General features: G+C 58.2%; 19 protein-coding genes. 8 read left to right on the forward strand and 11 right to left on the reverse strand.

The features are described 5' to 3' along the window. Window positions 1–109 precede the first annotated feature (109 nt). Entirely contained in the window at window positions 110–1,261 is a 1,152-nt protein-coding gene (gene argE, locus ACJJU9_RS23525; protein WP_048366769.1) for an acetylornithine deacetylase, read from the reverse strand. Between the two features lie 156 nt (window positions 1,262–1,417). On the opposite strand from argE, the gene ACJJU9_RS23530 reads away from it, so the two are divergent. Then, window positions 1,418–2,806 carry an inorganic triphosphatase gene (locus tag ACJJU9_RS23530; RefSeq protein ID WP_048386445.1) on the forward strand — a complete coding sequence of 463 codons (1,389 nt, stop codon included), beginning with the start codon at window positions 1,418–1,420 and terminating at the stop codon, window positions 2,804–2,806. Between the two features lie 85 nt (window positions 2,807–2,891). Here ACJJU9_RS23530 and ACJJU9_RS23535 read toward each other — a convergent pair whose 3' ends face one another. The 4 genes from ACJJU9_RS23535 to ACJJU9_RS23550 all read right to left on the reverse strand — a co-directional run bounded on the left by ACJJU9_RS23535 (window position 2,892) and on the right by ACJJU9_RS23550 (window position 7,598). Continuing rightward, on the reverse strand, window positions 2,892–3,455 hold the full coding sequence (locus tag ACJJU9_RS23535) for a lipocalin family protein (RefSeq protein ID WP_282363843.1): 564 nt from the start codon (window positions 3,453–3,455) through the stop codon (window positions 2,892–2,894). Window positions 3,456–3,473: 18 nt separating this feature from the next. Continuing rightward, on the reverse strand, window positions 3,474–3,728 hold the full coding sequence (gene bamE, locus ACJJU9_RS23540) for an outer membrane protein assembly factor BamE (RefSeq protein ID WP_048386449.1): 255 nt from the start codon (window positions 3,726–3,728) through the stop codon (window positions 3,474–3,476). A 177-nt stretch (window positions 3,729–3,905) separates the two neighbouring features. Further along, on the reverse strand, window positions 3,906–4,916 hold the full coding sequence (locus ACJJU9_RS23545; protein ID WP_048366773.1) for a class 1 fructose-bisphosphatase: 1,011 nt from the start codon (window positions 4,914–4,916) through the stop codon (window positions 3,906–3,908). A 234-nt stretch (window positions 4,917–5,150) separates the two neighbouring features. Next, entirely contained in the window at window positions 5,151–7,598 is a 2,448-nt protein-coding gene (locus ACJJU9_RS23550) for a glycogen/starch/alpha-glucan phosphorylase (protein WP_153390711.1), read from the reverse strand. Between the two features lie 254 nt (window positions 7,599–7,852). Between ACJJU9_RS23550 and ACJJU9_RS23555 the strand changes: the two genes are divergently transcribed. Next, entirely contained in the window at window positions 7,853–8,290 is a 438-nt protein-coding gene (locus ACJJU9_RS23555; RefSeq protein WP_048366966.1) for a YkgJ family cysteine cluster protein, read from the forward strand. Window positions 8,291–8,720: 430 nt separating this feature from the next. On the opposite strand, the gene typA is transcribed toward ACJJU9_RS23555, so the two are convergent. After that, on the reverse strand, window positions 8,721–10,541 hold the full coding sequence (gene typA / locus ACJJU9_RS23560) for a translational GTPase TypA (protein ID WP_048366775.1): 1,821 nt from the start codon (window positions 10,539–10,541) through the stop codon (window positions 8,721–8,723). A gap of 139 nt (window positions 10,542–10,680) precedes the next feature. After that, window positions 10,681–12,135, reverse strand: coding sequence for a tRNA uracil 4-sulfurtransferase ThiI (gene thiI, locus ACJJU9_RS23565; RefSeq protein ID WP_048386453.1), 1,455 nt, complete (start codon window positions 12,133–12,135; stop codon window positions 10,681–10,683). A 324-nt stretch (window positions 12,136–12,459) separates the two neighbouring features. On the opposite strand from thiI, the gene glnA reads away from it, so the two are divergent. The 5 genes from glnA (at window position 12,460) to ntrC (ending at window position 17,500) form a co-directional block, all read left to right on the forward strand. Continuing rightward, a complete protein-coding gene (glnA, locus tag ACJJU9_RS23570) occupies window positions 12,460–13,866 on the forward strand; it encodes a type I glutamate--ammonia ligase (RefSeq protein ID WP_048386455.1) in 1,407 nt (468 codons plus the stop codon). Between the two features lie 173 nt (window positions 13,867–14,039). Beyond that, window positions 14,040–14,459 carry a cupin domain-containing protein gene (locus ACJJU9_RS23575; RefSeq protein ID WP_048366778.1) on the forward strand — a complete coding sequence of 140 codons (420 nt, stop codon included), beginning with the start codon at window positions 14,040–14,042 and terminating at the stop codon, window positions 14,457–14,459. After that, entirely contained in the window at window positions 14,425–14,760 is a 336-nt protein-coding gene (locus tag ACJJU9_RS23580) for a DUF4124 domain-containing protein (protein WP_407729654.1), read from the forward strand. Before ACJJU9_RS23575 ends, ACJJU9_RS23580 begins: the two co-directional genes overlap by 35 nt. 224 nt (window positions 14,761–14,984) lie before the next feature. Further along, complete coding sequence (gene glnL / locus ACJJU9_RS23585) at window positions 14,985–16,070, forward strand: nitrogen regulation protein NR(II) (RefSeq protein WP_048386461.1); 1,086 nt, start codon at window positions 14,985–14,987, stop codon at window positions 16,068–16,070. Further along, window positions 16,067–17,500 (forward strand): nitrogen regulation protein NR(I), encoded by a 1,434-nt coding sequence (ntrC, locus tag ACJJU9_RS23590; RefSeq protein ID WP_048366780.1) that lies wholly within the window; start codon window positions 16,067–16,069, stop codon window positions 17,498–17,500. Before glnL ends, ntrC begins: the two co-directional genes overlap by 4 nt. 501 nt (window positions 17,501–18,001) lie before the next feature. On the opposite strand, the gene ACJJU9_RS23595 is transcribed toward ntrC, so the two are convergent. Continuing rightward, entirely contained in the window at window positions 18,002–18,439 is a 438-nt protein-coding gene (locus tag ACJJU9_RS23595) for a hypothetical protein (protein ID WP_153333307.1), read from the reverse strand. Here ACJJU9_RS23595 and trmL point away from each other — a divergent pair. Then, on the forward strand, window positions 18,438–18,893 hold the full coding sequence (gene trmL / locus ACJJU9_RS23600) for a tRNA (uridine(34)/cytosine(34)/5-carboxymethylaminomethyluridine(34)-2'-O)-methyltransferase TrmL (RefSeq protein ID WP_048366782.1): 456 nt from the start codon (window positions 18,438–18,440) through the stop codon (window positions 18,891–18,893). The two genes, ACJJU9_RS23595 and trmL, sit on opposite strands and share 2 nt — an antisense overlap. Window positions 18,894–18,960: 67 nt before the next feature. On the opposite strand, the gene secB is transcribed toward trmL, so the two are convergent. Genes secB through ACJJU9_RS23615 form a run of 3 tightly spaced genes read right to left on the reverse strand, consistent with a single transcriptional unit; the run spans window position 18,961 to window position 20,157 of the window. After that, window positions 18,961–19,446, reverse strand: a complete 486-nt coding sequence (secB, locus tag ACJJU9_RS23605) for a protein-export chaperone SecB (protein ID WP_048366783.1) — start codon at window positions 19,444–19,446, stop codon at window positions 18,961–18,963. A 40-nt stretch (window positions 19,447–19,486) separates the two neighbouring features. Beyond that, window positions 19,487–19,741, reverse strand: a complete 255-nt coding sequence (grxC, locus tag ACJJU9_RS23610; RefSeq protein ID WP_153433226.1) for a glutaredoxin 3 — start codon at window positions 19,739–19,741, stop codon at window positions 19,487–19,489. 2 nt (window positions 19,742–19,743) lie between these two features. Further along, entirely contained in the window at window positions 19,744–20,157 is a 414-nt protein-coding gene (locus tag ACJJU9_RS23615; RefSeq protein ID WP_048366785.1) for a rhodanese-like domain-containing protein, read from the reverse strand. Between the last annotated feature and the right edge of the window lie 147 nt (window positions 20,158–20,304).

Below are 20,304 nucleotides of genomic sequence, written 5' to 3' on the forward strand. Positions count from 1 at the left end.
CCTAAAAAGGGCAAAAACAGCAAACGCACAGCAGGCTGGTAGTTATCGTCGAAACAAACTTGGCAACACGCGTGCTCTCCTTGTGTATACGGGTCGGGCCTGCGGCCATTTACTGGGCCGGGGTGAGGCAATAATGTTCGATCAGTTGGCTTAGTAGACGCACTGTCGGCTGCAAACGTGACATTTCGAGGTGTTCACCGGGCTGATGCGCGCAGGTGATGTCACCCGGGCCCAACACGATGGTCTCGCAGCCAAGCTGCTGAAGATAAGGTGCTTCGGTGCCAAACGCTACTGCTTCGGCGCGATGCCCGGTGAGCCGCTCGGCCACGCGCACCAGTTCGCTGTCAGCCGCCTGCTCGAACGGCGCGACACCCGCCGCGATCGGGGCAAAGTCGATTTTGACCTGATGGCGCTCGGCCAACGGATCGAGTTTGCTGCGAATGATTGAACGCAACAGCGCCGGGTCCATGCCTGGCAAAGGCCGCAGGTCGAATTCCAGCGAGCATTGGCCACAAATCCGGTTCGGGTTGTCGCCACCATGGATGCAGCCAAAGTTGAGGGTCGGTTGCGGCACGCTGAACTGCGGGTTGCGGTACTCGTTCAGCCATTGCTGGCGCAGCCCTTTAAGCTCGGTGATTGCGTCGTGCATGGCGTCCAGCGCGCTGTGGCCCAGGCTTGGGTCCGATGAATGGCCGCTGCGCCCCAGAATGTCGATGCGCTCCATCATCACGCCTTTGTGCATGCGGATGGGTTTGAGCCCGGTCGGTTCGCCAATCACCGCGGCACGCCCCAGCGGCCGCCCGGCCTCGACCAGCGCACGCGCACCGGCCATGGAGGTTTCTTCGTCGCAGGTGGCCAGAATCAGCAGCGGCTGCTTGAACGGTTGGTCCAGCAGCGGGCGCACGGCTTCGATGATCAAGGCGAAAAAGCCCTTCATGTCGCAACTGCCCAGGCCTACCCAGCGATTGTCCACTTCGGTCAACTTGAGCGGATCGGTCTGCCACAGAGCTTCGTCATACGGCACCGTGTCGCTGTGGCCGGCCAGTACCAGACCGCCGGGGCCGCTGCCGAAACTGGCGAGCAAGTTGAACTTGCCGGGGCTGACCTGCTGGATATCGCAACTGAAGCCCAACTCACCCAGCCACGTGGCCAGCAAATCGATCACGGCGCGGTTGGACTGATCCAGATGGGGCTGAGTACAACTGACCGACGGCGTGCCGATCAACGCAGCGAATTGCTCTTTGAGGGACGGTAAGGGCATGCGCTGGCTTCCTGTTGGCTGGGCGAGGCCCATCATAGAGCCATCTGCGCCACAGAATAAACCCGCGCGACGCGCCGGGGCGGTGAGTCCTGTACACTGCACGGCCTTGGCAGCCACACTTTCCCCGGCTGCGCACCGTTCCTGGATTTTCCGGCCATGCAAAAAGAAACCGAAATCAAGCTCCGCGTCAGCCGAGAAACCCTCGCCGCCTTGCGCGAGCACCCTTTGCTGAAAAAACGCAACAAAAGTGGCTGGGAAAGCCGTGAGTTGTTAAACCAGTACTTCGACACGCCTGAGCGCGATCTGGCCAAGGCCAAGGTTGCCCTGCGCTTGCGCCGCGATGGCGAAGAGGTGATTCAAACCCTCAAGACCCGCGGCCAAAGCATTGCCGGGCTGTCGGAGCGCAACGAATACGACTGGCACTTGCCCAAGGCCAAGCTCGACATCAAAAAGCTCGAAGGCGAATGCTGGCCTGACGAACTGGCCGAGCTGGACAAAAAAACCCTGAAGCCGATCTTCACCACTGATTTCGTTCGCGAGCGCGCTGAAATCTCGTGGGGCCGTGGCAAAGCCAAAGTAGTGATCGAAGCCGCGCTGGACCTGGGCCACGTGATTGCCGGCAAGCAGAAAGAAGAAATCTGCGAGCTGGAACTCGAACTGCGCGAAGGCGAACCTGCCGCCCTGCTGGAACTGGCCGCCGAACTGGCTGAAAAATTGCCGCTGATGCCATGCGACATCAGCAAGGCTGAGCGCGGCTACCGCCTGTTCGATGCCAACAGCTACACCGTCACCCTGCCTGCCCCTGAGTTGACCCCGGAAACGCCGCTGGACGACGCCTTTGCCGCGTTGGCCTGGCACCTGTTGGGCAACAGCCAGCGCTTGGCTGAGCAATACCGCTTCAATGGTCACTGGCGCTTGCTGCAAGACTGGCTGCACCAGTTGATTGACCTGCGTGCACTGGTCAGCAGCCTCGGCCAGGCCGCCCCGCGCCAGTCGACCCACACCCTGCGGGCCGAGCTGGATGCCCTGCTTGAAGACTGGCGCCCGATTGTGCAAATCGGCCAGGACGATGAGGACGTGCGTAAAGCCGCCCCTGAGCAGTTCCTTGAAGAGCTGCAAGACCCGCGCTGGGGCCAGTTCTCGCTGAACACCTCGCGCTGGCTGCTGGCCCGCAGCTGGACTATCGACCGTGGCACCACCCGTGGCAACCGTCAGGGCGCTGCACAATTGGCCAGTTGGCTGCCACGCCTGCTGTCGGACGAAGCCATTGCGTTGCGTCTGAACCGCTACCAGCAGCAGCCAGAAGACTTGGCCGAGCAACTGCCACGCATTGAGCGCATTCAGGCCTGGTTGCGCCTGGCGCGCGGCGTGCTGGAGATCCCGGAAGTGGATCGCTTGTACGGCGAGATGAACAAGTTGCAAGAATTGGCGAACTTGCCAATCACTGACGACGCCGAGAGCAATGACCTGCTGCTCAACGCGCGCAAGCAACAAGCCATTGCCGTGTACCAGAACCGCGCCTGGAAAACCCTGCTGCGCGCCTAAGCCTCAACCCCTGTAGGAGCGAGCTTGCTCGCGATCTTTTAGAAGATCAAAAGATCGCGAGACGAGCTCGCTCCTACACAGGGATTTACTCTTTGGGCATGTCCGCGTCGGGCGTTCGCCAGATCAGGCGGGTGGTGTCATAACCCTGCTGCTGAGCCTTGCTGAGCAGTTCGTCGCGGGTTTGCTGGTCGATCTGCGGCTTGCGCGACAGCAGCCACAGGTAGCGCCGGTCCGGGTTGCCGACCAGCGCGGTGCTGTAGCCATCCCCCAGATACAACACCCAGTAATCGCCCTTGGTCGCGCCCGGCAACAGCCTGGACACCCAGTTATCGAACTCGACCCACAGCTTGTCGGTTTTGCCCGGTACTTGCGGGCTGGCGGTGCCCTTGGCCTCTTCCCACTTGCCTTCTGCCGTTCGGCAACGGTTCAACACCGCGACATTGCCGTCAGATTTGAGCGTGTACTGAGCCTCGGATTGCGCGCAGTTACGCTGGAAGAACATCGGCAACCGCGCCTGCTCATACCACGTGCCCTGATAGCGCTGTAAGTCGACGCTACCCACCGTGTTCGGTGCCAGCGCGTCGTTGTTGGATGTCGAGCACCCGGCCAATAACCAGGCAGCCCCGAGGCAAACTAAAAGACGTTTCATCGCAAACGCTCCTGCGCTTTATTTAAGGCCCTGCCCCGAGAACATCAGCACTTTGTCACCGGCGTATTGCACGCTGATAAAGCTGCTCTTATCGCCCCAAGTGCAACTCGACATTCCCAGCGCACCCGAGCAATCGGTTGGGCTGCCCAGCAGTTGCTCCACCTCGGCCTTGGTCATGCCCGCCGACAGTTTGGAGTAGTTTTCTTGATTGACTTTGCTGCAAGCCGCCAGCAACACACAGAACGACAACAACGCCAATGAACGCAACTTCATGGAAAAGCTCCTGAATAAAAGAATCGGCATCGCTGCCTGCTGCAAGCTTAGAAGAGAAAAGCGCGGGCGGGTTCCCTGACCCAGAAACGACTGTAGGAGCGAGCTCGCCTCGCGATCTTTTAAACAGTCAAAAGATCGCGAGACAAGCTCGCTCCTACAGAGGGTGCGGCGATGTATTTACGCTTTGTGGTACGAGGTCACGCGCGCCACTTCTTCTTTCGAGCCCAGGAACACCGCTACGCGCTGGTGCAGGCCTTCTGGCTGGATGTCGAGGATGCGCTGATGGCCGTCAGTCGACGCGCCGCCAGCCTGCTCAACCAGGAACGACATCGGGTTGGCTTCGTACATCAGGCGCAGTTTGCCCGGCTTGGACGGCTCGCGGCTGTCGCGCGGGTACATGAACAGACCACCGCGGGTCAGGATGCGGTGCACGTCAGCGACCATCGCGGCCACCCAACGCATGTTGTAGTTCTTGTTCAGCGGGCCTTCTTCGCCAGCCAGCAATTCGTCAACGTAGCGCTGTACCGGGGCTTCCCAGTGACGCTGGTTGGACATGTTGATGGCGAATTCCTGGGTAGTTTCCGGAATGCTGATGTTTTCGTGGGTCAGCACGAAGCTGCCCATTTCGCGGTCCAGGGTGAAGCCTTTTACGCCGTCGCCCAGGGTCAGAACCAGCATGGTCTGTGGACCGTAGATGGCATAACCGGCAGCAACTTGCTGGGTGCCTGGCTGCAAGAAGGCCTTCTCATTCAACGGCTCGTTCTGGCTCAGGTATTCGTTCGGGCAACGCAGTACCGAGAAGATCGTGCCGACTGGAGCGTTGATGTCGATGTTCGACGAACCGTCTAGCGGGTCGAATACCAGCAGGTAGGCGCCTTTCGGGTATTTGCCCGGGATCTGGTAGGCATTGTCCATTTCTTCGGACGCCATGCCGGCCAGGTGACCGCCCCATTCATTGGCTTCGAGCAGGATTTCGTTGGAAATCACGTCGAGCTTCTTCTGCACTTCACCTTGCACGTTTTCAGTGCCCATGCTGCCCAGAACACCACCCAGGGCGCCTTTGGACACGGCGTGGCTGATCTCTTTGCAAGCACGCGCCACCACTTCGATGAGGAAACGCAAATCAGCAGGGGTGTTGTTGCTACGGGTCTGCTCGATCAAATAGCGACTCAGGGTAACGCGGGACATGTAAGGCTCCGAACAATGGGGAGGGGGCGAAAAAACCCGCGCAGTTTAACGCGTGTTGCCGTGCAAATCTTCTAAACAGACTCACAACCGACGGAGAGGCCGGTGCTGAACCCTTAAATCAACTTAAAACAGTAGCCACTGCCGCAGGCTGCGATAAGGCCCGAAAGGGCTTCGTTGTTAAAAACGCGAGCCCTGCGGACTCGATCGCAGCCTTCGGCAGCGACTACAGGGGTATTACAACGCCTTCCAGATGTCGGTCGCGTATTCACGAATGGTCCTGTCCGATGAGAACCAGCCCGCACGTGCGGTGTTCAACACGGCTTGGCGCCACCATTCGTCCGGGTTGTGCCACAGGTGTTCAACGCGCATCTGCGCATCCCAATAAGCATCAAAGTCGGCACACACCAAAAAGCGGTCGTACTCGATCAGAGAATCGACAAAACCGGTGTAACGCGCCGGATCGTCGTGGGAAAACACCCCGCCGCGTATGGCTTGCAGCACATCATTGAGCCGATGCGACGCCGCAACGTCCGCCGAGGCGTGGAACTCGCCATTGAGCTTGCGGGCTTCGACCTGCTCGGAGGTCAGGCCAAAAATAAACATGTTTTCAGCGCCGATGCGCTCACTCATCTCCACGTTGGCACCGTCCATGGTGCCGATGGTCAACGCACCGTTTAGGGCGAACTTCATGTTGCTGGTGCCCGACGCCTCGTAGCCGGCAGTAGAGATTTGCTCGGACAAGTCCGCTGCCGGAATGATGTTCTCGGCCAGGCTGACGTTGTAATTGGGGATAAACACCACTTTGAGCAGGCCGCGCACCGTGGGGTCGCTGTTGACGGTGCGGGCGATATCGTTGGCCAGCTTAATAATCAGCTTGGCCTGTGTATAACTGGCCGCCGCCTTGCCCGCGAAGATCTTCACCCGTGGCACCCAGTTGTTGCTCGGCTCTGCTCGAATGGCCTGATACAGCGCCACGGTGTGCAGCAGGTTAAGCAACTGGCGCTTGTACTCATGGATCCGTTTGATCTGCACGTCGAACATCGCTTCAGGGCTGACCACAACTCCCAGCCGCTCGTAGATCAGCGCCGCCAGGGTGCATTTGCTCTGCAGGCGCTGTTCGGCAAACTGTTTGCGGAAATCAGCGCGCTCGGCAAACGGTTCGAGCTTGATCAATTTATGTTCAGTTTCATCCAGCACATCTTCGCCCAGCGCATTTTTGAGCATCGCGGTCAACGGCGGGTTGGCCTGGAACAGCCAGCGGCGGAAGGTCACGCCGTTGGTTTTGTTGTTGATACGGTCGGGGTACAGCTTGTGCAGATCGGCAAACACCGTGCTGCGCATCAGTTGGGTGTGCAAGCCCGACACGCCGTTAACGCTGTGCGAGCCGAGAAACGCCAGATTGCCCATGCGCACCCGGCGGCCGTTGTCTTCTTCGATCAGCGACACGGCCCGCAGCACGCCAAAGTCGTGAATGCCTTTTTCACGCAGTTGGTCGATGTGGTAGCCGTTGATCAGGTAGATGATCTGCATGTGGCGCGGCAGCAGGCGCTCCATCAAGCCCACCGGCCAGGTCTCCAGCGCCTCGGGCAGCAAGGTGTGGTTGGTGTACGACAGCGTGTCGACGGTGACCTGCCAGGCGGTGTGCCACTCGATGCCGTGCTCATCGACCAGAATGCGCATCAACTCGGCGACAGCGATGGAAGGGTGCGTGTCGTTGAGCTGGATCGAGACATGCTCGGCCAGGTTGAGCAAGGTGTCATGGACGTTCAGGTGGCGACGCAGCAAGTCTTGCAGCGAGGCCGAAACAAAGAAGAATTCCTGACGTAAACGCAGCTCTTGGCCAGCCTCGTTGCTGTCAGCCGGGTACAGCACGCGCGAGATGCTCTCGGCCCGTACCACTTCGGCCACCGCGCCCAAGTGATCACCGGCGTTAAAGCGCCCCAGGTTCAAGTCATGCAGCGCCCTCGCACGCCACAACCGCAAGGTATTGACGCTAGCCCCGCGCCAGCCGACCACCGGCGTGTCGTAGGCGATGGCGCGCACGGTTTCGCTGGGCCACCAGATTTGCCGTGACAGGCCTTGCTCGTCCTGTTTGGTTTCAACCGAGCCGCCAAAGCCCACTGAGTACAGCACCTCGGCGCGCTCAAACTCCCAGGGGTTACCGAAGTCGAGCCAGTTTTCGGTTTGCTCTTGCTGCCAGCCGTCGACGATGCTCTGGCGGAACAACCCGTGCTCGTAGCGAATGCCATAACCGTGCGCGGCGACGCCCAAGGTCGACATGCTTTCCATAAAGCACGCGGCCAGTCGGCCCAGGCCGCCGTTGCCCAGAGCCGCATCGGGCTCCAGCAGGCGGATGCGCTCCAGGTCCACGCCCAGCTCGGTCAGCGCCTCACGTGCGACGTCGAGCAGGCCCAGATTGCTCAGGCTGTCGTAGAGCAAACGGCCGATCAAAAACTCCAGCGACAGGTAATACACCCGCTTCTGGTCTTTGCGGTAAATCTGCCGGGTATGGTCCATCCAGTGCTCGACCATATGGTCGCGGGCGGCCAGAGCAATGGCTTCAAACCAGTCATGGTCAAACGCGTGATCCGGGTCTTTACCCACCGCGTAAGTCAGTTTGGCCAGTACAGCGTCACGAAAAGCCGTTACCTGCGCGTCACGAACAAGCGGTTCCTGGGGCATCGATACAACCTCTGGCGGGATGGAGCGATTAGAAGGACGAGTGGTGTCAGCCTAGACCGTTCGACAGGAACAACGCGCGTTGATTCGGGCTTTTTTTTATTAAAAACAGACGAAATGAACAGCGCCCCAAAACGATGCACCCCGCCTGCTAAACGCTTCAACGCACACTTTGTACAAAAAACCGGCAAATGGTGATTCACTCTGCGATCAACCCCGGTATGATCGCGCGCCCTGATGCACGCTGGAATACACCCCTGATGAAGTCCAACCTGATTGCTGCCGCGGAAATCGACCGTCTCGATACCTGGGCCAAATACTCCGCACCCATGTGCGGCTCCTGCATTTCCAGCTGCTGCACCCTGCCGGTTGAGGTCAAGGTCAAAGACTTGATCCGCATTGGCCTGGTGGACGAATTCGAGCTGGGCGACCCGCCGAAGAACATCGCCAAGCGCCTGCAAAAAGAAGGGATCGTTGAGCGTTTCAACCAGAAGTCAGGGATTTTCACCCTGCAGCGCATGAGCAATAACGATTGCCTGTACCTGGATCGCAAGTCGCGCATGTGCACCATTTACGACAAACGCCCCGACACCTGCCGCAACCACCCGCGTGTAGGCCCGCGCCCAGGCTATTGCGCGTACGTGCCCAAAGCCGTAGAGCGTAAAAACAGCAGCGAACGGCTGATGAATTTTTAAAGCAGCCCTCACCCCAACCCTCTCCCGGAGGGAGAGGGAGCTTGACCGAGTCGCCTGCAAGATCGCCGATTGCCTGAACACCGCAAATCGGCCCCCTCTCCCTCGGGAGTGTATGGGCCGGGGACATAGCGAACACAATGTTCGCAGACATAGCGAACAGTTAACGAAGCTTTTTCCCCGAAATTACAACCCCGGTCGCTCTGTCAATTTGCGCACTACGATGGCTTCCCCAGAAGACATACTCCCGGAGTGAGAGGAAGCTTGACCGAGCTCCCTGCAAGATCGCTGATTGCCTGAACGCCGAAAATCGGCCCCCTCTCCCTCGGGAGAGGGCTGGGGTGAGGGGCCAGCCGTTACACAAAACCCGGACATAAAAAAACGCCCCCAACCACAAGGTCGGGGGCGTTTTTGTAACCGCTAACTAATTAACTTAGTTTTTGGCCTTTTTAGCAGCGCGGGTACGCTCGCCTTCGTCCAGGATCTTCTTACGAAGACGGATGGACTTAGGAGTCACTTCACACAGCTCGTCGTCCTGGATGAATTCCAGTGCTTGTTCCAGAGTGAAGCGAACAGGCGGAACCAGAGCGATGGTTTCGTCTTTACCCGAAGCACGCATGTTGTCGAGCTTCTTACCCTTGGTAGGGTTAACGCCCATGTCGGTGTCACGGCTGTTCAGACCAACGATTTGACCGTTGTAGATCTCTTGACCGTGCTCAACAAACAGCTTGCCGCGTGCTTGCAGAGTTTCCAGGGAGTAGGTCAGTGCCTTGCCAGTTTCAACCGAAACCAGAACGCCGTTCTGACGGCCAGACATTTGGCCCGACTTCATCACGTCGTAACGGTCGAAGATCGAGGTCAGGATGCCAGCACCGTTGGTCAGGGTCAGGAACTGGTTACGGAAACCGATCAGACCACGAGCAGGGATGTTGTATTCCAGACGAACACGGCCTTTACCATCCGGCACCATGTTGGTCAGGTCGCCTTTACGCAGACCCATCTCTTCCATCACCTTGCCCTGAGATTCTTCTGGCAGGTCGATGGTGACGTTTTCGAACGGTTCGTGCTTCACGCCGTCAACCAGACGGATGATCACTTCTGGACGACCAACGCCCATTTCGAAGCCTTCACGACGCATGGTTTCGATCAGTACCGACAGGTGCAGCTCACCACGGCCAGAAACCTTGAACTTGTCAGCCGAGTCGCCTTCTTCAACGCGCAGAGCAACGTTGTACAGCAGCTCTTTGTCCAGACGTTCCTTGATGTTACGGGAAGTCACGAACTTGCCTTCTTTACCGCAGAATGGCGAGTCGTTTACCTGGAAGGTCATGGAAACGGTTGGCTCGTCAACGGTCAACGGCTTCATCGCTTCAACGTTCAGCGGGTCGCACAAGGTGTCGGAGATGAACAGCGAGTCCATACCGCTGATGCAAACGATGTCGCCTGCTGCAGCTTCTTCAACGTCTACACGGTGCAGACCGTGGTGACCCATCAGCTTCAGGATACGACCGTTGCGGCGCTTGCCGTCAGCGTCGATCGCTACAACCGGAGTGTTCGGCTTGACGCGACCACGAGCGATACGGCCAACACCGATAATGCCCAGGAAGCTGTTGTAGTCCAGTGCCGAGATTTGCATCTGGAACGGACCGTCACGGTCTACAGCTGGCGCAGGTACGTTGTCGACGATCGACTGGTACAGCGGGGTCATGTCTTCAGCCATGTCGGTGTGGTCAAGACCAGCAATACCGTTCAGGGCAGAGGCGTAAACCACTTTGAAGTCCAGCTGTTCTTCGGTAGCACCCAGGTTGTCGAACAGATCGAAGATCTGGTCCAGAACCCAATCAGGACGCGCGCCCGGACGGTCAACCTTGTTGATAACCACGATTGGACGCAGGCCGGCTTCGAAGGCCTTTTTGGTCACGAAACGGGTTTGCGGCATAGGGCCGTCTTGAGCGTCAACCAGCAGCAGAACGGAGTCAACCATCGACATTACGCGTTCTACTTCACCGCCGAAGTCGGCGTGGCCCGGGGTGTCCACGATGTTGATGTGGTAGCCGTTCCAGTTGATGGCGGTGTTTTTCGCCAGAATGGTAATACCGCGCTCTTTCTCCTGGTCGTTGGAGTCCATCACGCGCTCGTCGTTGAGCTCGCCGCGCTCCAGAGTGCCGGATTGGCGCAAGAGTTTGTCTACCAAGGTGGTTTTACCATGGTCAACGTGGGCGATGATGGCGATGTTACGTAGATTTTCGATCACTTGTGTATCTCGATCAGAGGATTCGGTGTGCTGACAGGTCGTGGCAGCGATTAACAGTAGAGTCAGGCCTTGCCGTTACAACTTGACGGTGGCGTCGGGGGGCCGGTGACGCAGGCCACAGGCAAACAGCCCCGGGCTCTTAGCTCGGTCGATAAACGCGCACATTGGCATGTCCCTCACTGAGCAAATGGTGAGCATGCAGGCGACTCATCACGCCTTTGTCGCAATACAACAGGTACTGACGTGTTTCATCCAGTTCCTTGAAGCGGCTGTTCAATGCATAGAACGGCAACGCTTGTACTTCGATGCCAGCCAGTTCCAGCGGTTGATCCTCTTGGGCATCCGGGTGACGGATGTCGATGACGATCTGGCCCGCCAGCACTTCGCTGACCTCTTCGACTTGCAAGTCCTGGCCCAATTCGTCGATCACCCGATCGATCGGCACCAGTTTGGCCCGCTCAAGCGCACGCTCAAGCACGGCCATATCAAACTGTTGTTCTTCGTACTCCACACGCGGACGCTTGGCGTGGGTCTTGGGGTTGACCGAAATCACCCCGCAATATTCAGGCATGTGCTTGGCAAAATCGGCAGTGCCGATCTCGTTCGCCTGATCAATGATGTCTTGCTTGTGGCTGGCGATCAGCGGGCGCAAAACCAGCTTGTCGGTCACGCAGTCGATCACCGACAGGTTAGGCAAGGTCTGGCTGGACACCTGGGAAATCGCTTCACCGGTGACCAGTGCATCAATTTCGAGGCGGTCCGCAATACGGGACGCAGCGCGCAACATCATACGCTTCAAAATGACGCCCATATGACTGTTGTCGACTTTGCCGAGAATTTCACCCAGCACTTCTTCAAACGGAACGCTCACAAACAGCACGCGCTGCGAGCTGCCGTACTTCTTCCAAATGTAGTGCGCGACTTCCATCACGCCCAATTCGTGGGCACGCCCGCCGAGGTTGAAGAAGCAGAAGTGGCTCATCAGGCCGCGACGCATGATCTGGTAAGCCGCCACGGTGGAGTCGAAACCACCGGACATCAACACCAGGGTCTGCTCCAGCGAGCCCAGCGGGAAACCGCCAATGCTGTCGTGCTGGCTGTGAATCACAAACAACCGTTGGTCGCGAATTTCGAAACGGACTTCGATTTCCGGCTTTTTCAGGTCAATACCGGCCGCGCCGCATTCACGTCGCAGCTTGCTGCCGACGTATTTCTCGACTTCCATCGAGGTAAATGGGTGCTTGCCGCCGCGTTTGCAACGCACTGAAAAGATTTTGCCGGCCAGTACATCGCCGTAGTGCAGTTTGCACTTCTCAACGATGTCATCGAAGTCGCCCAGCGGGTACTCGTCGACTTGCAGGAAGTGCGCGATGCCCGGCATGCAGCTCAGGCGCTCGGTCATCTCCTTCAAGGCTTTGGGGTCGCTCACACGGGTTTGCAACTCAATGTTGTCCCACACGCCTGTCACTACCACGGCCGGGTCCAGATCGCGGAGCACAGCACGGATGTTTTTAGCCAATTGACGGACGAAACGCATCCGAACCGGGCGGCTCTTGATAGTGATCTCGGGGAAGACTTTAACAATTAGTTTCATGAAAACAGCGCGCGAGCAGCCTGCCAAAAAAGGGGGGCGCGGATTATAGCGGAAATTGCTCAAGGTTTAACCAGTTATCGTACAAACGGTTTTCATCGCACCAAAATGGTTCATAAAGCACTTATTTCGCTTCATTTGAGTGCGATTAGGGCCGTGAATCCGTAGTCTTGTGGGCTGCCCTGCTTGAGATTGGGGCAAGTCGGGGCACTGGCATGCAATTTGCTCCCTTGTGAGGCAGGTTGCCTTGGCCGAGTATTCGCGCCGGCATCAACCACATTTAAAGGGCTACTCCACTACCAGCCCTAAGCCACCCCGGAGGACACTATGTCGAAGTCGGTTCAACTCATCAAAGATCATGACGTTAAATGGATTGATCTGCGCTTCACTGACACCAAGGGCACACAACATCACGTGACCATGCCGGCCCGTGATGCGTTGGACGAAGACTTCTTCACCGACGGCAAAATGTTCGACGGTTCCTCCATTGCTGGCTGGAAAGGCATCGAAGCGTCCGACATGATCCTGCTGCCAGACGACAGCACGGCTGTTCTGGACCCGTTCACCGAGCAACCTACGCTGATCCTGGTGTGCGACATCATCGAACCTTCGAGCATGCAGGGTTACGACCGTGACCCGCGTGCAATCGCCAAACGCGCTGAAGAGCACCTGAAAGCGACCGGCATCGGCGACACCGTATTCGCTGGCCCGGAGCCAGAGTTCTTCATCTTTGACTCGGTTAAATTCAAGTCGGACATTTCCGGCTCGATGTTCAAAATCTACTCCGAGCAAGGTTCGTGGATGTCCGACCAGGACGTCGAAGGCGGCAACAAAGGTCACCGTCCAGGCGTTAAAGGCGGCTACTTCCCGGTGCCACCGTTCGACCACGACCACGAAATCCGTACCTCCATGTGCAGCGCACTGGAAGAAATGGGCCTGACCGTTGAAGTTCACCACCACGAAGTGGCGACTGCCGGCCAGAACGAAATCGGCGTCAAGTTCAACACCCTGGTGAAGAAAGCCGACGAAACCCAGACCCTGAAATACGTCGTGCACAACGTTGCCGATGCATACGGCCGCACCGCGACCTTCATGCCTAAGCCTCTGTATGGCGATAACGGTTCGGGCATGCACGTTCACATGTCCATCTGGAAAGATGGCAAGAACACCTTCGCAGGCGAAGGCTATGCCGGCCTGTCCGACACCGCTCTGTACTTCATCGGCGGCATCATCAAGCACGGTAAGGCCCTGAACGGCTTCACCAACCCGGCAACCAACTCTTACAAGCGTCTGGTTCCAGGCTTCGAAGCCCCAGTAATGCTGGCTTACTCGGCGCGTAACCGCTCCGCTTCGATCCGTATTCCTTACGTGTCCAGCCCTAAGGCTCGCCGTATCGAAGCACGTTTCCCGGACCCGGCTGCCAACCCGTACCTGTGCTTCGCCGCACTGCTGATGGCTGGCCTGGACGGCATCCAGAACAAGATCCACCCTGGCGATGCCGCTGACAAAAACCTGTATGACCTGCCGCCAGAAGAAGCCAAGCAGATCCCACAAGTGTGCGGCAGCCTGAAAGAAGCCCTGGAAGAGCTGGACAAAGGTCGTGCGTTCCTGACCAAAGGCGGCGTTTTCAGCGACGACTTCATCGACGCTTACATCGCCCTGAAAAGCGAAGAAGAAATCAAAGTACGTACCTTCGTACACCCACTGGAATACGAGCTGTACTACAGCTGCTAATCCAGACTCACCCGCGCTAGCGGCGTGATGTGAAAGGCCTCCTTCGGGAGGCCTTTTTTATGCGAAACGTCTTACGGTAATACGCGCAAACTCGCAGAACATATCTCCTGCGCCTGACAGCCACTTTAGAGCGCGATCTGTAGTTTGAGGCAACTCACCCTACGGACGCCGACATGACGCTCACTCTTAAAATAAAAGCCCTGCTGCTATCACTGGCCTGCCTGACGTTATTGGGATGCACCAGCAAAACCCCTGGCGTCACAGTCGAGCAATTGATCAAAACCAGTGAATCCTGGGATGGTGCACCTTACGCCCCCTATCCTCTTGGCCCACCTGAAATCACCGTTCTCAAAATCATCATCCCGGCCAACACTGCACTCGGTTGGCACACGCACCCCATGCCCAACGTGGCTTACGTGCTGTCGGGCGAACTATTTGTAGAAACCCGGGACGGCAAACACAAACTGTTGCTCAAGCCCGGCCAGGTGTTGCCCGAAGTGGTGCAAACAGAACATCGTGGAACCAGCGGTAACCAGCCCGTTGAGCTGATCGTGTTCTATGCGGGCGGTAAGGGCATGCCTCTGTCACAGTAATCGATTGGTGCGCTACTTTTTTATAAGCCTCTGCGTGCTCGCGCTGCCCGCGAGCGCGCAGGTGTACAAACACCTCGACGATCACGGCACGACTCACTTCAGCAACACACCTCATGAGCCGTCCAACAACACACCGATGACACTGGCACCCCTTAACCGCCAACCTGCCGTAGCGATTATCCCCGTCGACAACCCACAACACCTGCTGCCCGAGCAAGAACCCGCCCATCGTTTTCCAACTGCCACACCCCCGCCGCCTCCCCCCGCAAACCCGAACATCGGCGCTTTTGAGAGAAACTGAATCTATTCAGCCAAGTTGCACTATATTGGTGCAAGAGCTGCACGATGACGCCGTTACCAGCCCACTTTGGTTCAAAAAGCCTCATTGACCGAGCCGGTACGCGATCCAGACGGCCTCCAAGTCCTTATTTCAGGCAATTAGCGCTTCTTTTCGGAGCCTTGGTTTGTTTTTTGCATTTTCCTTGCACCAGCGCCTCACCCGCGCACGCAATCCGGGATCGGCCCATGACCATCAGTGATGCCCTGCACCGACTGTTACTCGACAACCTGACCACCGCCACGTTGTTGCTCAATGACGCTCTGCGTCTTGAGTACATGAACCCGGCGGCGGAAATGCTGCTGGCCATCAGCGGGCAGCGCAGCCATGGGCAATTCATCAGCGAACTGTTCACCGAGACCACCGAGGCCCTGCAATCGCTGCGTCTGGCGGTTGAGCAAGCGCACCCGTTTACCAAACGAGAAGCGCTGCTGACCTCTGCCACCGGCCAGACCCTGACCGTCGATTACGCGGTCACGCCAATCTTGAGCACCGCAGGCACCATGCTGCTGCTCGAAGTGCACCCAAGGGACCGGCTGCTGCGCATCACCAAAGAGGAAGCGCAGTTGTCCAAGCAAGAAACCAGCAAGATGCTGGTGCGCGGTCTGGCTCACGAAATCAAAAACCCGCTGGGCGGCATTCGCGGCGCGGCACAGTTGTTGGCGCGCCAGTTGCCCGATGAAAACCTGCGCGACTACACCAACGTCATCATCGAAGAAGCCGACCGCTTGCGTAATCTGGTGGACCGCATGCTGGGCTCCAACAAGCTGCCGTCGCTGGCCATGACCAACGTGCACGAAGTGCTCGAACGCGTGTGCAATCTGGTCGAAGCCGAGACCCAGGGCGACATCACCCTGGTGCGCGATTACGACCCGAGCCTGCCTGACCTGTTGATCGACCGTGAACAAATGATCCAGGCCGTGCTCAATATTGTGCGCAACGCGATGCAGGCTATCAGCGCTCAAAACGAGCTGCGTTTGGGCCGCATCACCTTGCGTACCCGGGCCATGCGCCAGTTCACCATCGGCCATGTGCGCCACCGGCTGGTGACCAAAATTGAAATCATCGACAACGGTCCGGGCATCCCGCCTGAGCTGCAAGACACCCTCTTCTTTCCGATGGTCAGCGGACGCCCGGATGGCACCGGGCTGGGTCTTGCCATCACCCAGAACATCATTAGTCAGCACCAGGGATTGATCGAGTGTGAAAGCCAGCCCGGCCACACACTCTTCTCGATCTTTCTACCACTGGAACAAGGAGCCGCATCGACATGAGCCGAAGTGAAACCGTGTGGATCGTCGACGACGACCGTTCAATCCGTTGGGTCCTGGAAAAAGCCTTGCAACAGGAAGGCATGACCACGCAGAGCTTCGACAGCGCCGATGGGGTAATGAGCCGTCTGGCTCGCCAGCAGCCGGACGTGATCATTTCTGACATCCGCATGCCGGGCGCCAGCGGCCTCGACCTGCTGGCCAAGATCCGCGCACAGCACCCGCGCCTGCCCGTGATCATCATGACCGCTCATTCCGACCTGGACAGCGCTGTCGCCTCTTATCAGGGCGGCGCGTTTGAATACCTGCCCAAGCCGTTTGACGTTGACGAGGCCGTGTCGCTGGTCAAGCGTGCCAACCAGCACGCCCAGGAGCAACAAGGCCTGGCCGTGGCACCCGCAGCGGCCCCCACCCCCGAGATCATTGGCGAAGCGCCGGCGATGCAGGAGGTGTTTCGCGCCATTGGTCGCCTCAGCCACTCCAACATCACCGTGCTGATCAACGGCGAGTCCGGCACCGGTAAAGAGCTGGTGGCCCACGCCCTGCATCGCCACAGCCCGCGGGCGGCTTCGCCCTTTATTGCGTTGAACATGGCGGCGATCCCCAAGGACCTGATGGAGTCCGAGCTGTTCGGCCACGAAAAAGGCGCCTTTACTGGTGCGGCCAACCTGCGTCGCGGGCGCTTTGAACAAGCCGACGGCGGCACGTTGTTCCTCGACGAAATCGGCGACATGCCAGCCGACACCCAGACGCGCCTGCTGCGCGTGCTGGCCGATGGCGAGTTCTACCGGGTGGGCGGGCATATTCCGGTCAAGGTCGACGTGCGCATCATTGCGGCGACCCACCAGAACCTCGAAACCCTGGTGCAGGCCGGCAAGTTCCGTGAAGACTTGTTCCACCGCCTGAACGTCATCCGCATCCATATTCCGCGTTTGTCAGATCGTCGCGAAGACATCCCGACGCTGGCGCGGCACTTTCTCAGCAGCGCGGCGCAAGAGCTGTCGGTCGAGCCAAAACTGCTGAAAGCCGAAACCGAGCAATACCTGCGAAACCTGCCGTGGCCAGGCAACGTGCGCCAGCTCGAAAACACCTGCCGCTGGATCACGGTAATGGCTTCGGGCCGCGAAGTGCACATCAGCGACTTGCCCCCCGAGTTGCTGAACCTGCATCAAGACGCGTCGCCGGTGACCAACTGGGAGCAAGCGTTGCGTCAATGGGCCGATCAGGCGCTGGGCCGTGGTCAGTCGAGCCTGCTCGACAGTGCGGTGCCGACCTTTGAGCGCATCATGATCGAGACAGCCCTCAAACACACCGCTGGCCGCCGCCGCGATGCCGCCGTGTTGCTGGGCTGGGGGCGCAACACCCTGACCCGCAAGATCAAAGAGCTGGGCATGAAAATCGACGGCGACGAGGATGACGGCGACGACGCTTAAACGCCGTTTAATGTAGGAGCGAGCTTGTCTCGCGATCTTTTGATCTTTTAAAAGATCGCGAGGCAAGCTCGCTCCTACAGTTTTGTGAACACCGCACCACTCGTATGCATCTCGCCCCACTTCTGTGCACTGCATACCCCAACGCCTCTGGCCTGCTGCACACATCACACCCGCCCTACACGCAAAAGCCCCGGATTCCGGGGCTTTTGCGTGTATGCAAAGAAAATAACAGCCAAAAAACAAAACTGGCACGCGCCCTGCAATAACCCTATTACCTAAGCAACACCGGTTTAGGGGACCTTGGTACAGGCAGGCCAGGACTCCCCACTTTTACACCGCAGCCTTGATGCCATCTGCATCAACGCGCACAACACTTTTAGGGAACCCGGTACAGGCAGGCCGGGACTCCCTTCTTTTACACCACAGCCTTGATGCCACCGCATCAACGCGTTCAACGCTTTTGGGGAGCCTGGTACAGGCAGGCCGGGACTCCCTCTTTTATTACTCTTGCAGGTTCACCTGCAGCCGCCAGCGACCATCCTGCGGCGCACCGGCCCAGTCGCCCTTCAAGGCGCGGGCCGCCACCAGGGTCAGCATCACACCCGCATCGGTGCGACTCACCCGCCAGTTCACATCCCTACCGTTCACCTTAAGCTGGCCGTTTTGCGGCTGGCCCTTGGCCGCGAATAACAGCCCGAGGGTGCCATCCACCCATTCACCGTGCAGCTTGGGCTCGTGGTTAAACCACACCACCAACCCCTGCGGCTGAACCTCTATCTGCTGCAGCTCAGTCGGCTCAGGCATCGTCAAACGGCCGATCATCATCCCGACCATCACACCGACTATCGCTAAAGAACCTAAAACCCGTGGCCATAGTTTCGGCCTTGGGTCCTCTTCAGGCGTAGAATGCTGCCCATCTTTATATTCGGAGCCGTGCATGTTTCACGTCATCCTTTTTCAACCAGAAATTCCGCCGAATACCGGCAACATTATCAGGCTCTGCGCCAACAGCGGCTGCCACCTGCACTTGATCGAGCCTATCGGTTTTGAGCTGGACGACAAGCGCTTGCGCCGGGCAGGCCTGGATTATCACGAATACGCGCCGCTCAAGCGCCATGCCGACCTGGCCAGTTGCCTGGAAAGCCTGGGCCACCCGCGCCTGTTCGCTTTTACCACCAAAGGCTCGCGGCCGTTCCACGATGTGCAGTTTGCCGAAGGCGATGCCTTTATCTTCGGCCCTGAAAGCCGTGGCCTGCCGCCTGAGGTGCTCGACGCGCAAGACAGCGATCACCGCCTGCGCCTGCCCATGCGCGAAGGCTGCCGCAGCTTGAACCTGTCCAACACCGTGGCTGTGGCCGTTTACGAAGCCTGGCGCCAGTTGGGGTTTAAGTAACCGCGGATACAACGTTACCCATAAAAAAAGCGCCATTCAGGCGCTTTTTTTATCGGCGGGGCGCTGTTTACTGAACAGTCGCGCTGCCTTCTTCTTGCATGCGCTGCAGCTCTTGAGCGTACAGAGCATCGAAGTTCACCGGAGCCAGCATCAACGCCGGGAACGAACCACGAACCACCAGGCTGTCCAGAGTTTCGCGGGCATACGGGAACAGCAGGTTCGGGCAGAACGCGCCCAGGGTGTGGCTCATCGAAGCTTGATCAAGGTTTTTGATCAGGAAGATGCCAGCCTGCTGAACTTCAGCAATAAACGCCACTTCTTCAGCGTTTTTCACGGTGACCGACAAGGTCAGAACCACTTCAAAGAAGTCGCCTTCCAGTGGCTTTTGGCGGGTGTTGAGGTCCAAAGCAACGCTCGGCTCCCACTGCTGACGGAAGATGGCCGGGCTTTTCGGCGCTTCAAACGACAGGTCACGTACGTAAATACGCTGCAGGGAGAATTGTGGAGCAGTGTCTTCGTCGCTAACAGCAGCGGTGTTCTGTTGGTCAGTCATCACAGATCCTTGATCATCTTGGGGCTTTAGAGAATGAGAGTCAGACGTTCAGCAGCGCATCCAATTTACCTGCGCGTTCGAGCGCAAACAGGTCATCGCATCCACCCACATGCCGGTCGCCGATCCAGATTTGCGGAACCGAGGTACGACCTGCCTTTTGGGTCATTTCTGCACGAACTTGAGGCTTGCCGTCGACTTTGATTTCTTCGAAGGCAATACCCTTTTTCTCCAGCAAAGCCTTGGCTCGCATGCAGTAAGGGCAATAGTCGCTGGAATATACGATGACCTTGGACATAGTTACTTCACCACTGGGAGGTTATCTGCACGCCAGGTCGCAATACCACCGGACAGCTTGGCGGCGTTGTAGCCGGCCTTGAGCAGTTCGCGTGCGTGCGTGCCGGAGTGTTGGCCAGCCGCATCCACCAGGATCAGGGTCTTGCCTTTGTGCTTGTCCAGTTCGGCAATGCGCGCCATCAGTTTGTCTTGCGGAATGTTCAGCGCACCCACAATGTGGCCGGCAGCAAAGTCTTTGGCCGGGCGAATATCAATCACCACGCCTTCGTCGCGATTGACCAGGCCGGTCAGTTCGCCGGTGCTGACGCTGCGGCCGCCGCGGCTCACCTCATGGGCGATCAACAACGCCAACAAGATGACAAACGCGCCTACAAGCAGGTAGTGAGAAGTGGCAAATGCAATCAGGTGATCAACCATCAGAAGGTTCCAGGGCGTGAAAATGTGGGCCAGTATACACAGGCACCATGGCCCGCCAAACCCCGCCCGGCGGTGACGCCACATGAACTTCGCTTTAAACTGCGCATCTTCTTGATACTTCTATTAACCACGCCACGAGTGGGATCT

Origin of the sequence: Pseudomonas helleri (assembly GCF_045830615.1) — a bacterium.
Classification (GTDB): domain Bacteria; phylum Pseudomonadota; class Gammaproteobacteria; order Pseudomonadales; family Pseudomonadaceae; genus Aquipseudomonas; species Aquipseudomonas helleri.

Bases quoted from the DNA above. Each gene is read 5' to 3' on its own strand.
- grxC (WP_153433226.1), bottom strand. From the start codon at position 19,741: ATGTCCAAGGTCATCGTATATTCCAGCGACTATTGCCCTTACTGCATG.
- ACJJU9_RS23575 (WP_048366778.1), top strand. From the start codon at position 14,040: ATGACGCTCACTCTTAAAATAAAAGCCCTGCTGCTATCACTGGCCTGC.
- bamE (WP_048386449.1), bottom strand. From the start codon at position 3,728: ATGAAGTTGCGTTCATTGGCGTTGTTGTCGTTCTGTGTGTTGCTGGCG.
- ACJJU9_RS23580 (WP_407729654.1), top strand. From the start codon at position 14,425: ATGCGGGCGGTAAGGGCATGCCTCTGTCACAGTAATCGATTGGTGCGC.
- ACJJU9_RS23530 (WP_048386445.1), top strand. From the start codon at position 1,418: ATGCAAAAAGAAACCGAAATCAAGCTCCGCGTCAGCCGAGAAACCCTC.
- thiI (WP_048386453.1), bottom strand. From the start codon at position 12,135: ATGAAACTAATTGTTAAAGTCTTCCCCGAGATCACTATCAAGAGCCGC.
- ACJJU9_RS23550 (WP_153390711.1), bottom strand. From the start codon at position 7,598: ATGCCCCAGGAACCGCTTGTTCGTGACGCGCAGGTAACGGCTTTTCGT.
- ACJJU9_RS23595 (WP_153333307.1), bottom strand. From the start codon at position 18,439: ATGCACGGCTCCGAATATAAAGATGGGCAGCATTCTACGCCTGAAGAG.
- ACJJU9_RS23615 (WP_048366785.1), bottom strand. From the start codon at position 20,157: ATGGTTGATCACCTGATTGCATTTGCCACTTCTCACTACCTGCTTGTA.
- ACJJU9_RS23535 (WP_282363843.1), bottom strand. From the start codon at position 3,455: ATGAAACGTCTTTTAGTTTGCCTCGGGGCTGCCTGGTTATTGGCCGGG.
- ACJJU9_RS23545 (WP_048366773.1), bottom strand. From the start codon at position 4,916: ATGTCCCGCGTTACCCTGAGTCGCTATTTGATCGAGCAGACCCGTAGC.
- glnL (WP_048386461.1), top strand. From the start codon at position 14,985: ATGACCATCAGTGATGCCCTGCACCGACTGTTACTCGACAACCTGACC.
- argE (WP_048366769.1), bottom strand. From the start codon at position 1,261: ATGCCCTTACCGTCCCTCAAAGAGCAATTCGCTGCGTTGATCGGCACG.
- glnA (WP_048386455.1), top strand. From the start codon at position 12,460: ATGTCGAAGTCGGTTCAACTCATCAAAGATCATGACGTTAAATGGATT.
- secB (WP_048366783.1), bottom strand. From the start codon at position 19,446: ATGACTGACCAACAGAACACCGCTGCTGTTAGCGACGAAGACACTGCT.
- ntrC (WP_048366780.1), top strand. From the start codon at position 16,067: ATGAGCCGAAGTGAAACCGTGTGGATCGTCGACGACGACCGTTCAATC.
- trmL (WP_048366782.1), top strand. From the start codon at position 18,438: ATGTTTCACGTCATCCTTTTTCAACCAGAAATTCCGCCGAATACCGGC.